Annotated in this window: 8 protein-coding genes; 3 read left to right on the top strand and 5 right to left on the bottom strand. The window is 66.1% G+C overall.

Going from position 1 to position 12892, the window contains the following annotated elements; all coding sequences use genetic code 11:
* Positions 1-7: 7 nt before the first annotated feature.
* Positions 8-790 (bottom strand): HEAT repeat domain-containing protein, encoded by a 783-nt coding sequence (locus tag R5W23_RS14590; protein ID WP_320686922.1) that lies wholly within the window; start codon positions 788-790, stop codon positions 8-10.
* Between the two features lie 121 nt (positions 791-911).
* On the opposite strand from R5W23_RS14590, the gene R5W23_RS14585 reads away from it, so the two are divergent.
* Positions 912-5063 (top strand): DUF1592 domain-containing protein, encoded by a 4152-nt coding sequence (locus tag R5W23_RS14585; protein ID WP_320686921.1) that lies wholly within the window; start codon positions 912-914, stop codon positions 5061-5063.
* A 262-nt stretch (positions 5064-5325) separates the two neighbouring features.
* Positions 5326-6639 (top strand): DUF1552 domain-containing protein, encoded by a 1314-nt coding sequence (locus R5W23_RS14580; protein ID WP_320686920.1) that lies wholly within the window; start codon positions 5326-5328, stop codon positions 6637-6639.
* 107 nt (positions 6640-6746) lie between these two features.
* On the opposite strand, the gene R5W23_RS14575 is transcribed toward R5W23_RS14580, so the two are convergent.
* Positions 6747-8369 (bottom strand): hypothetical protein, encoded by a 1623-nt coding sequence (locus R5W23_RS14575; RefSeq protein WP_320686919.1) that lies wholly within the window; start codon positions 8367-8369, stop codon positions 6747-6749.
* Between the two features lie 191 nt (positions 8370-8560).
* Here R5W23_RS14575 and argH point away from each other — a divergent pair, with 191 nt between their 5' ends.
* The gene (gene argH / locus R5W23_RS14570) at positions 8561-9919 is read left to right on the top strand and encodes an argininosuccinate lyase (protein WP_320686918.1); all 1359 of its coding nucleotides are present in this window, start codon (positions 8561-8563) and stop codon (positions 9917-9919) included.
* Positions 9920-10887: 968 nt separating this feature from the next.
* Here the strand turns inward: argH and R5W23_RS14565 are convergent.
* The 3 genes from R5W23_RS14565 to R5W23_RS14555 all read right to left on the bottom strand — a co-directional run bounded on the left by R5W23_RS14565 (position 10888) and on the right by R5W23_RS14555 (position 12742).
* Positions 10888-11472: a hypothetical protein gene (locus R5W23_RS14565; protein ID WP_320686917.1), complete on the bottom strand. Its 585-nt coding sequence runs from the start codon at positions 11470-11472 to the stop codon at positions 10888-10890.
* 69 nt (positions 11473-11541) lie between these two features.
* Positions 11542-12063: a DUF4240 domain-containing protein gene (locus R5W23_RS14560; protein WP_320686916.1), complete on the bottom strand. Its 522-nt coding sequence runs from the start codon at positions 12061-12063 to the stop codon at positions 11542-11544.
* A gap of 136 nt (positions 12064-12199) precedes the next feature.
* Positions 12200-12742: a hypothetical protein gene (locus tag R5W23_RS14555; protein WP_320686915.1), complete on the bottom strand. Its 543-nt coding sequence runs from the start codon at positions 12740-12742 to the stop codon at positions 12200-12202.
* Positions 12743-12892: the final 150 nt, after the last annotated feature.

Genomic DNA, 12892 nt, shown 5'->3' with positions numbered 1-12892 from the left:
CGCCCGGTCAGCCGTTCCGTTTCTTCTTGTTCTTCTTTTTCTCGGCTTTCTTCTTGCGCTGCCGCTCGTTGAACCGCTGCTTCGCGTTCATCCCGCTGCGCGACGTGTGCCGAGCCGAGAGCCGCCGGGGGCGGGACGGTTCGGGGCCGAGGCCGAGTTCGTATTTCACGAGCGCGGCGTCCCCGGCAATGGTCTCATCGACGTTGTTTGTTGCGAACGCTCTCTCGATGGCGGGCCACGCCTCGGTCGCGCTGAGGTCCAGCAGGTCTGCGATGACGAACCCGTTAAATGCAGCACTGTTCTCGGCCGCGGCGTCCAGTAGCGTCATCAGGCAACCGACGACCTCCGTGCGCGCCTCCGGGTACCGCTTCGCCACCTCGGTGAGCGCGCTCGAAAGGGAGCACAATGCGTCCTCCTGGCGCCCGTGCTGGCTCAGCCGCGCGACGAGCTGGGGGACCGCCGCCGGGCCGATTTGCCCCAGAACGAACGGGACTTCAGCGGCCACCCAGTCGTCCCAGTCGTCGCCCCCTTGCGCGTCGATCAGGTCGAGTAGGGGCTCAACCGCTTCTGCCGCCCGCAACTGGCCGAGTGCGCGCCACGCATGCACCTGGGCGTACACCTCGGGAGCGTCCCCGCCGCTCGCGAGTAACTCACGGTCCTTCAGCAACCGGAGGAGCTGCGGGACGTGGGACGTGTCGAAGCCGAGGGCCGGATAGTCGCTCGCGGTCTGCAACGTCCCCGGGTCGCCCAACTTCAGCAGGCCGCTGACGGGTGGGGTGTAGTCGTTCACAGTGTTCTCGCTGGTTATGAGACGAACCCGCATTGCGTCCGTCGCCGGCATGCCGGCCGGGCCGCGCCGGTGATCGCATCCAGTATCCTACGCGCCGATACCGACCGCACGGGAGTGAGTGATGGCAGCACACGTGTTCCGCACCCGCTTGGCTGGTGCTCTCGGGGCGGCGCTAGTGACGGCACTCGTGTCGGCCTTCGCACGCGAGTCCCAACCGGCCGGAACCGCTGGGGCGCCGGCGGAACCGAAGTTAGCCGATTACACCGCGATTCGTTCGCTGATCGCGAAACATTGTTTGAACTGTCACTCCGCGAAGGACAAGAAAGGGAGCCTCGACCTCGAGCGCTTCGCGACCGTCGACGACATCCGCAAGGACGCGAAGGTGTGGCAAGGGGTCATCGAGCAGGTCGAGGCGGGCGAGATGCCGCCGAAGGAGAAACCGCAACTCACCGACGCCGAGAAGAAGCAACTGCTCGGGTGGGTGCGCGGGTTCCTTGACGCGGAGGCGAAGGCCCGCACCGGCGACCCCGGGTACGTCCCGCTCCGGCGGCTGAGCAACGCGGAGTACAACTACACCGCCCGCGACCTGACCGGCGTGGACCTCCAACCCGCCCGCGAGTTCCCGGCAGATGGCGCCGCGGGCGAGGGGTTCACCAACGCCGCGGAGGCGCTCACCGACGTCTCGCCGGCGCTGCTCACCAAGTACCTGAACGCGTCGAAGGACATCGCCGAGCACCTCGTGCTGCTGCCCGACGGGTTCCGGTTCTCCCCCGCCAAGACCCGCCGCGACTGGACCGACGAGGGGACCGCCGAACTGCGCAAGATCTACGCGGACCTGGCGCCTGCCGACGGCAAACTGCCGGTGCAGCCCTATCTGCTCGCAACGGTTCGAAATCGCGACGCGCTCGGCGCGGGGAAATTCGAGGAGGTCGGCGCCAAAGAGAAGTTGAACGCGAAGTACCTGCGCGTTCTCTGGTCGGCGCTCACCGACAAAGCGTCCTCTCAGCCGCTCGACGCGATCCGGACGCGGTGGCGTGTGGCAACCGAAGCGGAAGTGCCCGCTCTCGCCGCTGAGGTAGCGGCGTGGCAGTCTGCTCTCTGGCGCACGGTGAAAGTCGGGAACTACATCCAGGCGAGTTGGGGCGCGCCGGACGGGAGCAGCTATACGGAGAGTTCGACCCGTCAAGTGCCGGTCGATCCGCCGGCCCTCTCGACAGTGCCGCTCCGTGTCGCCGTGAAACCGGCCCCGGGTCAATCGGAGGTCACACTCCACCTGACCTCAACCGAGGACGGCCCCGGTGGGCCGGTCGCGTGGTCGCGACCGCGGTTCGAGGCACCCGGGAAGCAACCGCTCCTCCTCCGCGACTACGCCACCTTCGGTGCCGCGTTCGAAATCGATTACCCCTCCGTGTTCGCGGCCAGCGCGAAGTACCTGGCTGCGGCGGCCGAACTGGCCCGCGACACGAAGGTGTCGCCCGACGACCTCGCCAAACGCGAGGCCCTCGATCCCGCGTTCCTCAAGCAGTGGGTGCAGGTGCTGCAACTACCGTCACCCCGAACGGGCGAAGCAACGCGGCCGGCGCTCGCGCTCACGCCACTCGACGACAAGACCGGCCCCACACCGGAACGCCCCGCCATCAGCGGTTGGAAGAAGAGGGGCGCCGACCTACCGATCGTGATCGCGAATGCGGCGGATAAGGCCGAGCAGATTCCGGGGCGCGTCTCGGCGCGGACGGTCGCCGTTCACCCGACCCCGCAGGAGTTCGTGGCGGTTGCGTGGAACAGTCCGATCAGCGGGAACGTGACGATTCGCGCCCGCGTCGCTCACGCGCACCCGGCGTGCGGGAACGGCGTGAGCTGGTGGCTCGACCACAACCGCGGCGCGGGGGCCACGCGACTGGGTGAAGGGAACGTTGACCTCGGTCAGGAGGCCAAACCTCCCGCGTTGACCGCAAAAGTCGAGCAGGGCGATGTTGTGGTTCTTGCGGTCGATCCCCGGAACGCCGAACACACCTGCGACATGACGGAGGTGTGGCTCACGATCACGGAGTCGGAGAAACCGCATCGCGTGTGGGATCTGGCTGCGGACGTAGCCGCGAGCGTTCAGTCGGGCAACCCGCACACCGACAAGCACGGCAACGCCGGCACCTGGAGCTTCGTGCGCGGACCCGCAAAGAAGGCCGGCGCCACCGCGCCGATCATCCCGGCCGACTCGGTACTCGGGCGCTGGAAAGCGATCGTAACAACGCCCTCGCGTAAGACCGACGCCGACGCGCTCGCGCGAGAAGCGGCAAAGCTGCTCAGCGGCCCGCGACCGACCGAGGAGAAGAGTCCGGATCGCGTACTCTACGACCGGCTCGTGAGCCCCGACGGCGCCCTGTTCGTTGGCGTGGATGTGGCGGAACTGGCACGGCCGCGCCGGAAGGGAACCGCGTTCGGGCTACCACTGGCACGCTTCACCGACGACCGGATCGTCGCGAAAGCCGGTGAGGCGATCGAGATCCGGCTACCGGCCGCGCTGCTGGTCGGCCGCGAGTTCGTCGTTGACGCGAAGCTCGAAACCGGTGCCGCCGAACGGCTCGTCCGGGTCCACGCCGGGGCCGCACGTCCGGGGCCGCACGCGCGGCGGGAAGGCCCACTGCTCGGCTCACCGAACGGGCCGGCGTACAAGAAACTCGTTGACGGCCACGCCGCGTTTCGCGAGGTGTTCCCGCTGTACCTGTGCTTCCCGCAGGTGGTGCCGACGGACGAGGTCGTCACGCTGAAGATGTTCCACCGCGAGGACGAACCGCTCGCCCGGCTGTTCCTCACGGACGATCAGACGCGCCGCCTCGATCGGATGTGGGCGGCGCAGCGGTTCGTGAGCCGCCAGCCGGTCGCGGAGCACGATTACCTGCCCCAGTTCATGGGGTACACCACCCAGGACACGCCAAAGGCGCTCCAGCAGTTCTTCATCGACCGCAAGCCGCTGTTCAAGCGACACGCCGACGAGTTCTTGGCGGAAGAGGCGGCCGCCGCCCCGAAGCAACTGGATGCGCTTTTGGAGTTCGCAGCGCGTGCGTACCGGCGGCCACTCGAAGAGAAGGAGAAAGCCGAGCTGCTAGCGCTGTATCGGACGATCCGCGACAAGGGGGCGGGCCACGAAGAGGCGCTCCGCGGGGTAGTGTCGCGGGTGCTGGTTGCGCCCGCGTTCCTGTTCCGCATCGAGCAGGCGCCGAAGGGCAAAGAGCCGGCCGCCGTCAGCGACTGGGAACTCGCCACCCGGCTCAGCTACTTCCTGTGGGCGTCTCAGCCCGATGCCGAACTTCGTCGCCTCGCGGCCCAAAGCCGGTTGCGCGATCCCAAGGTACTGGCGAACCAAGTGCGACGAATGCTTGAGGACGCCCGCACCCGCGCATTGGCGATCGAGTTCGGCACGCAGTGGCTCCACGTCCGCGGGTTCGACGAACATAACGAAAAGAACGAGAAGCTGTTCCCAACCTTCACGCCCGAGTTGCGGGCGGCGATGTACGAAGAGTCGATTCTGTTCTTCCTCGACCTCTTCCAGAATCACCGCACGGTCGCGTCGGTACTCGATGCGGATCACACCTATTTGAACGAACCGCTGGCGAAGCACTACGGCGTCCCCGGCGTGACGGGTCCGCAGTGGCGCAAGGTGGACGGCGTACGGAAGTACGGCCGGGGCGGCGTGCTGGGGCTCGCCAGCGTACAGACGAGGGAATCCGGGGCGTCGCGCACCAGCCCGGTGCTGCGCGGTAACTGGGTGGTCGAGACCCTGCTGGGTGAAAAGCTCCCGCGCCCGCCCGCCAACGTCCCGCAACTGCCGGAGGTCGAAGGTGCGAACAAGCTGTCGGTGCGGCAACTCGTTGAGGCGCATGCGAAGGCGCCCGAGTGCGCGGTGTGCCACGTCCGGATCGACCCGTTCGGGTTCGCGTTCGAGGGGTACGACCCCATCGGCCGGCTGCGCGACAAGGACCTCGGCGGGTTACCGATCGACACCCGGGCGAAGCTAAAGGACGGCACCGAGTTCGAAGGCATCGACGGGTTACGGAGCTACCTGCTCGCGAAGAAAAAAGATGTGGTCGTGCGACTGTTTTGCAAGCGGCTACTCGGGTACGCTTTAGGCCGCTCCGTGACGCTGTCCGATACGGCACTGATCGACGAGATGGTTCTTGCGCTGACCAAGAACGACGGCCGGGTGACGGCGGCCGTACAGGTGATCGTTCAGAGCCCGCAGTTCCGGATGGTGCGCGGCAGCGAGTTCGGAGAATGAGCCACGGATCCGATTGAAGGGTAACGGTACTCTGTAGCCGGCCTCACAGAGGCCGGTGCGACACCACCCGTGTACCACCGGCCTCACAGAGGCCGGCTACAGAGTACCGCGGAGATACGAATCCTTCGGATTCGGTACGAGCACGGGTCGCGTTACCGCTGTACCGAGTTACTCGGGCCGATCTTCATGCGCCACGGCAATGCCGAACTCTAACCCCACCGCGAATAGCCCCTCCCAAACGCCCGGACGAGGAACCGATTCAATGACCACCCCCGAAAAGACGCACCCCCTCTCACGCCGCACCTTCCTGCGCGGCGTCGGGGTGTCGATGGCGCTACCGTGGCTGGAGTCGGTACCGGTCTGGGGCGACGACAAGCCGAGGAACTCGGCGTCCGAGGCGCCGGTGCGGTTCGCCGCACTGTTCTCTGGCAACGGGTTCCACTCGAAGGAGTGGTGGGCCAGGGGCGAAGGCAAGGGGATGGAACTGGGGAAGGTGCTCGACCCGCTCAAGCCCCACCGCGAAAAGCTGCTCTTCCTCCGCGGGCTCTACAACCAGGAAGCCCTAATTGGCGGCATTCACAGTTGCCAGACGGGCAACCTGTTGACGGGCGCGCACCTCGCGCCCGACGGCGAGATCCGGTCCGGGATCAGTTGCGACCAGGTGATTGCCGAGAAGACTAAGGGCGCGACGAAGGTGCCGAGCCTGGTGCTGGGCACCGAGCCGTCGATCGCGGCGATCCACAAGAACTACTCGATGATTTACAGCTCCCACATTTCGTGGAGCTCGGCCACCACGCCGACCCCGCTGGAGCTGTACCCGGCGCTGGCGTTCGATCGGCTGTTTCGGGACGAGGTCGGCAAGGCCGACAAGAGCGTGCTCGACGCCGTGCGCGAGGACGCGACCAGCTACAAGAACAAGGTGAGCACCGCGGACCGCCGGCGGCTGGACGAGTACCTGTCGTCCGTGCGCGAGGTGGAGCAGCGGATCGAGCAAGCGGGTAAAGGCGGGCGGCTCCAGGGCTGGCGCCCCACGCTCGACAAGCCGGACATGAAGCGCCCGCCCGACGGCATCCCCCAAGACATCGACCAGCACATGCGGCTCATGTGCGACATCCTGGTGCTGGCGTTCCGGACCGACACCACCCGCGTCTGCACCCTGAAACTGAACAACGACCACTCGTCGCTGCGGTTCCCGCACCTGAAGGTGGATTACATGATCCACCACCTCCTGTCGCACACCGACGGCGCCGACTGGCTCAAGGTCAACCAGTTCTTCACCGAACAGGTCGCCTACATCGCCGGGAAGCTCGACGCGGTTCAGGAGGGCGAGCGGACGCTCCTCGATAACAGCATGATCCTGTTCTGCTCGAGCATGATGACGGGCAACCACAACAACGACCAGTTGCCGGTGGTAATGGTCGGCCGCGGGGGCGGGCGCATCAAGACGGGCCGCGTCCTCGACTACCTCGGGAAGCCGAACCGGAAGATGTGCAGCTTGTACCTCGCGCTGATGGAGAAAGCGGGCGTGCGACTGAACGAGTTCGGCGACTCAAAGGCTCCACTCGCAGAAATCTGAATTCGTCGCACGCAGGGACTTTGGCCGCCCGCTCTCTTGGGCCGCACCGTGCCAGGGGGGAGCGCGCGTTCCCCCCCTGGCACGGTGCGCAGGGCGAACGAGAAGCGTCATTTCCCTTTCAGCGCGTCGAGCCCCGCGCCGAAGCGGACTGCCTTGCCCTTGAGCTTAAACTTCACCTTCAGTTGCTCGCCGCCCTCAATGCCGAAGGTCACTGTGTCTTTACCAGCAGGGCTGCCGCCGAACGCGTCCTTGAGCAGCGCCTTGAGTTCGTCGGGCTTGGCGTCCGGCTGTGCGAGCGGGGCCAGCTTCGCCACCGCCGCGTCCACCGACGCCACCGCGACCGGTACCGGTTGCGCCTTCAGGCCCTTCTTGATCAGCTCGCCCTCCGGTTCGATGCTGATCGCGAGTGCGGTGTCCGAGGTGGCCAGCCAGAACACCTTGGTGCCGAAGATCTTCTCGAAATTGTCGTCCGCCTGCTGGAGCTCGATCCGGTGGAGGTTGAACGCGCCGATCTTCTCGACATCGAGCTTGATCTCGACGAACGCGCCGATGAGGTCGCCGTAGTCCCCCACGAACTTCTTGACGAACTTCTCGAACTCCTTGCCGTCCTTCGCGGCCAGCGCCGTGATGAGCTGCACGTGGCCCTTCGCGTTCGGGCCGACCAGCGACGCCGCCACGTCCAGTTCGCCGGACTTGATCGTCGGGCTGACGGCCGCGATCAGCGACTTCAGCACCGCCTGCTGGTCGTCCGGCGCCTTCTTGAGCGCCTCGGCGAACAGCTCGTCGACGGCCGCGGAGAACTCCTTCTTGATGCCGTCGGTCATGGCGAGTTTCAGGTTGCCCTTCGCGGCCGGGTTGGCGGTCGCGACGATGCCCGCCGGCAGGCTCGTCTTGCTGCCCATCGCGGAGAAGTTCCGGGCGGTCGTCGTCCCGCTCTTCGCGCTGAAGGTCACCTCCGCGTTCAGGTCGTCGGACTTCGGATCGGCGAACAGCTTGATGCTGAGATCTTTGCCGTCGTCCAGCGTGCCCTTGGTACCCGCCAGGATGGCGTCGAACACGAGCCCCTTGAGCTTCTTTTCCGCCGGGCTCTCGTTCTCCTCGTTCTTCTTGCGCTCCTGGTTCACGCCCAGCTCGAACTGGCCGAACGCGAAGGCCCGCAGGTCGGCGGGGATGCGATCGACGTGAACGACCAGCGACGCGACCGCCCCGTCGTCGTTCGCGAAGTAGGCGGCCGGCTTGACTAGCGCCTTGGCGTCGAGGTCCTTCACCTTCTGCGACACGTACACGTAGCCGTTGGCGAACCGCAGGTGCGCCTCGCCCGCCAGCGGCACGGGCACCTTCTTGGTGCCCTCGTCGCCCTTCTCCACGGTCACGCCCAGGTGCTTCTCGAGGGCTTTGAGGAACTGCTCCTCATCGGCGACCGGGACCATGACGACGAACGGGCTGTTGGCCACCTCTTTTTCGAGCAGCGCGTACGCCCCGAACGGCTGTTTCGGGTCGATGCCCTCGATACCCTTCTTGTCGGCGCTGAGCGCCTTGAGGAACTCGCGCACCTGAGCGGCGGCGTCCTCTTTGCCCGCCAGGGCCGCGACGTACTCGAACTTGTCCACCAGATCGTTGACGGAGCGGAGTCGCACCTCGATCGTCGGCTCAAGGGGCTTGGGCTGCGCGTTCGCAAGGCCGGTGGAGACGAGGGCCACGGCGAGCGCGGCGAGCCAGCGGAATCGCATGTTCGTGAACTCCGAAGGGACTGGGCGTCACTCACTGTACTCGGCGGGGCATAGGAAAGTGTCAGGCCGGCGAAGAAATCCTAAAACCACACCCTGGAGGCGGGACAAGGCTTTGCGCAGTCCCGCCGTGTCACGCGAGCGGTGGGGCTGCGCAAAGCCTTGTCCCACCCGACGAGCGGCAAGCAACGAACATGAGTCAGAAGACGTGGGGCGGGCGGTTCAGCGGCGGTACCGACTCGCGCGTGGAAGCGTTCACGGAGTCGATCAGCTTCGACAAGCGGCTGTACCGGCACGACATCCAGGGGAGCCAGGCGCACGCCCGGATGCTCGCCGAGGTGGGCATGCTCACGGCGCAAGAGGCCGAGCAGATCGTGCGCGCCCTCGACGACATCGGGGCCGACATCGACGCCGGCAAGATGGAGTACAAGATCTCCCTTGAGGACATCCACACCCACATCGAGCGCGCGCTGATCGCGAAGCTCGGCGACACCGGCCGCAAGCTGCACACGGGCCGCAGCCGCAACGACCAGGTGGTGACGGACCTCAAGCTCTGGACCCGCGACGCGATCGACGAACTGGATTCCCTGCTCACCGAGCTCCAGCGCTCGTTCGTGGAGTCGGCGGAGCGCGAGCGGGGCGTGATCCTGCCCGGGTACACGCACCTTCAGCGCGCGCAGCCGGTGCTCGCGGCGCACTACTTCCTGGCCTACGCCGAGAAGTTCCAGCGCGACCGCGAGCGGCTCGCCGACTGCCGCAAGCGTGTGAACGTGCTGCCGCTCGGCGCCGCGGCGCTCGCGGGCACCTCGCTGCCCATCGACCGCGAGTCGGTGCGGGCCAAGCTCGCGTTCGATTCGGTCGCGCGGAACAGCCTCGACGTGTCCAGCGACCGGGACTTCGCGCTGGAGTTCGTGTTCTGCCTGTCGCTCGTCGCCGCGCACCTGAGCGGCTGGGCAGAAGAGTGGGTGATCTGGAGCACCACCGAGTTCAACTTCCTCGAACTGCCCGACGCGTTCTGCACGGGGTCGAGCATCATGCCCCACAAGAAGAACCCGGACGTGCTGGAATTGACCCGTGGCAAAACCGGCCGCGTGATCGGCGCGCTGCAACAGCTCTTCCTGCTCGTGAAGGGCTTACCGTTGGCGTACAACCGCGACCTTCAGGAAGACAAGACCGCGCTCTTTGACGCCTTCGACACCGTTCAGGGGTGCGTGGCGGTGGCCGCCCCGCTCGTGAGCCAGACGAAGCTGCGGCGCGAGGTGATCGCCGCCCGCATCGAAGACGGGTTCCTCGACGCCACGACGTTGATGGAAGCGCTCATCGCCCGCGGCGTGCCGATGCGCTCGGCCCACGAGGTGGTCGGCAACCTGGTCCGGGAGTGCGAGCAGCGCAAGTGCCGCCTCGCCGATCTCCCGGCCGAACTGTTCCCCGCGCCCGAGGTCAAGGCCGCGCTGGGCGTGGCGAACAGCCTGGCGGCGTTCCGCAGCTACGGCTCGACCGCGCCCGCGGAAGTCGAACGGCAGTTGGGCGAGTGGAAAGAACGGCTGAAGTGAATGCGCCGCCCACGATGGGAACCCCTGATCCGCACGGCGCCGCGAACCACGGGCCGCCGCGGCGAGCCCAGCACGACGGAACGCCTGAACGACGCCCGCGACGCGCACACGTTCGCGGGCGCCGCGAGCCGAGAGCGGCTCGCGCGCGTTCCCCCTGGCTGTTGACGTGACCCCACCCGAACCGCACGAATTTGACGGCGTTTGCCGCGAGCGTGCGATCGGATATGTTGGTACGCGGGAGGCTGTCTGAAGTTCGCCATCGTTTGATGGAGCACGTTCCCCGACCGGTTCCCCGGCAGCGACCTGAAACAGCCGTTCCCGTCGGAGGAAAGCTGACTCGGTATGACATTGAGGTGGTGCGGGGGAACGGGGCAGAGGCGCACGTGTCCTACACGCCCGCCGGTAACGAAATCAAGGGCTCGGCAAGTCTCAAGCTCGAAGGTCGCAAGTCGTAACCTTCCAGCGCGCCGGTTCACGAGGCGTTAGGAACTACGACCTGCAAGAGCACACGCGGTGCGTCAAGTTCGGAGCGTTCTTCTAAAAACCTCGTCGCAAGTCATAAAGTTTCAAAGCCTGTCAGGAACGTGGCTTGCGGTTTTCGACGCTTCACACGGCGACCAGTGACACGAAGCCCCAAGGAATTGGAGCTGTGTGGGTCCGGCGGAAGCGACCATTCATTCGGGAGGTTGCGACCGAAGGTCATCGGGGAGTGGTCGTTCGGTCGCGGCTTCCAGCGCGCGAAGGTCCTTCTTGGATGCCCCTGGGTTGAGTTCTCGAAGTCGCTGTGGATCGTTGGTTCGGCACCAGCGTTCGATTCGCTTCCATGCACTCCGTACTTGCGTAACTGACATTCTGCCCTCGGAAGTGCCCTGCTGCCGAAAGAAACAGCTCGCCTGTACCACTGATGAGCGGCGCAACACAAACCCGCGGCGGTGTCAGGCGCCGCGCCAGGGTTCGGCGGAGCCGTGCTACTCGATTACGAACCAAGGGTTCCCGAACGATGCGTTCCCGTCGAGCGTGACCTCGAACGAAGCTACCGGCTCGACGCCCCGCGCCGACAAATCCGGTTCCGGGATGGCCGCGATCCGCTCCCCGCTCAGGTCCAGGCGACAGCTCGGCAGGAACACCGACACCCGCCGGCCGTCGGATCCGACCCCGATTAGGGTATCGTTGCCAGCGTGGGCCTGCCGGGGGGCGAGGAAGTACCGGACGCTGCTGCCCGGTGAGATGAGCCACCCGACGGCCCGGCGGGAGCCGCGGGTCATCCGCGGGTCGTCCAGCCATCCGATCAGGTTTGTGAGAGCATACGGCGGGGCCGGCGGGTCGAACGTCACCCCGAACCGGTCTGCGTCGAGTCGGTGGATGGTGACCCGATGCCGGTCGGGTTGGACCGGCTTGGCGACCCCTGCGTGCGCGACCACGGCGCTCTGGATGTCGGCCGGGGTGCTGCCCTCGACCAGCACCCAACACGGGTTCTCGGGCCGCATCGTAGCCCCTTCGGGTTGTGCCGTTTCGCCACCGCGACGGCCGAAGAGCCGGTCGAACAGCCCCATCTGCACCTCTCCTCGCAGAACATGAAGTTCAACTGCACCGCCACCATCGGACGAGTGCTACGCCCCGAATCAGCCGGCGGCGTCCGGTGCTGCGTCAGGTTTGGAGTCCGGTGGCCATCCGGCCGGGTTGGAGCACGTCTCGCGGGAGATGCCCGACGGCGTCATTTCTCCGAACTTGTCGTGGTACAGGTGCCATGACAGGTAGCACATCTGCTCGCACTCGGCGTCGGTGATGGCCCGGTCCGGGTTGGCCCGCACCGCCTCGTAGTACGCCCGGCCCATGCCGACGATGAACCCACGGCAGTACAGGAACCCATCGTCCGACCCGTCGGTCCGCTCCTGAATGTCGGCCCGGTCGATGTCGTACAGCTTACGCTCGAGGATGCGGTCGAACTCCAGCAACTCGTCCGCGGACAGGGCGTCGAGTCGCTCAAGCAGGGCCGGAACGACTTCCTCCTCCAGCACCTCTTGTAGCGCATAGGCTCGCCCCTCGGACAGCTTCCCCTCGGACAACCGCTGGCGGGGCTTGGCCTTGCCGCCGGCCACACCCCACGCGGCCTCGATCATCGCCCAGAAGCCGTTCTCGTCCATGACGCCTCCGCCCTCGGTGGCCTTCTGTTGCCGAACGACAAACCCACCGGCCCGGCCGTGACGCGAGGTGAGCAACAGAAAACAAGCTACACGGCCAGGTCCGGTGTAGCGCTGGGTTCGACGTGACTTTACTGCGCTAGTAGCCGATGACCGTAAGACCGTAGGGAATGGCCACGCGATTGTGGCCGTACAGGGCATCGGCGACAGCAACAGCCTTTTCGTAGTATCGACTCGATTTGGGCTTACCCCGACTCTTGTACTTGTAGGTGAGCGGGATTGCCAAGCACAGATGATCCACGTCCACCATCAGCATCGCTTGGAACAGGTCACGAAATATCGCATTGCCGAGGATGCCTCGCCCGGCCTCCACTTCCAACCCGCACCGCCACTCTGGGTGATATCCGTCAATCTCGTATCGCAGGGTCGGCTTCCCGCCTTCGCCGAAGAACACCGGACGGGCTAGCTTGGCCGCCGCCGCCTTGCTCGCCTCGACTTGGAACCCAAGAGCTTGAAGGCTTGCGCTCAGAGCTTGAAGTACGTCGTCGCTTTCGAGACCTTTGTCCAGAGCGACGGTCGAAATTTGCTCCTCGTGGTTATGGAACGCAGAGACGACTTGCGGGACGAACGCCGGTGGCGGCTTCGTGCGGGGGAACGAGATGAACCGCACTTGTGAAGCCATCCGCGCTCTCCGCCGCCGAACGAACAATAGCTCACCGGCACCGCCATGACACAGCGAGCCGTGCGTTCCAAATCATATAGCGGTGTCCGGTGCCGTGCCGGTTCGGCCGGCTCGCTACTTGGTGTACCTCTCACACCGTGGGCACCACAG

It is taken from the genome of Gemmata algarum (assembly GCF_034097035.1).
In the GTDB taxonomy this organism is placed as follows: Bacteria; Planctomycetota; Planctomycetia; order Gemmatales; family Gemmataceae; genus Gemmata; species Gemmata algarum.
Note: the sequence above shows the minus strand (reverse complement) of the source record. Positions and strands in the feature narration are given on the sequence as shown.

What these genes read in the sequence shown, in the direction of transcription:
- R5W23_RS14585 (WP_320686921.1), top strand. Translation starts at nt 912, where the DNA reads ATGGCAGCACACGTGTTCCGCACCCGCTTGGCTGGTGCTCTCGGGGCG.
- R5W23_RS14580 (WP_320686920.1), top strand. Translation starts at nt 5,326, where the DNA reads ATGACCACCCCCGAAAAGACGCACCCCCTCTCACGCCGCACCTTCCTG.
- R5W23_RS14575 (WP_320686919.1), bottom strand. Translation starts at nt 8,369, where the DNA reads ATGCGATTCCGCTGGCTCGCCGCGCTCGCCGTGGCCCTCGTCTCCACC.
- argH (WP_320686918.1), top strand. Translation starts at nt 8,561, where the DNA reads ATGAGTCAGAAGACGTGGGGCGGGCGGTTCAGCGGCGGTACCGACTCG.
- R5W23_RS14565 (WP_320686917.1), bottom strand. Translation starts at nt 11,472, where the DNA reads ATGGGGCTGTTCGACCGGCTCTTCGGCCGTCGCGGTGGCGAAACGGCA.
- R5W23_RS14560 (WP_320686916.1), bottom strand. Translation starts at nt 12,063, where the DNA reads ATGGACGAGAACGGCTTCTGGGCGATGATCGAGGCCGCGTGGGGTGTG.
- R5W23_RS14555 (WP_320686915.1), bottom strand. Translation starts at nt 12,742, where the DNA reads ATGGCTTCACAAGTGCGGTTCATCTCGTTCCCCCGCACGAAGCCGCCA.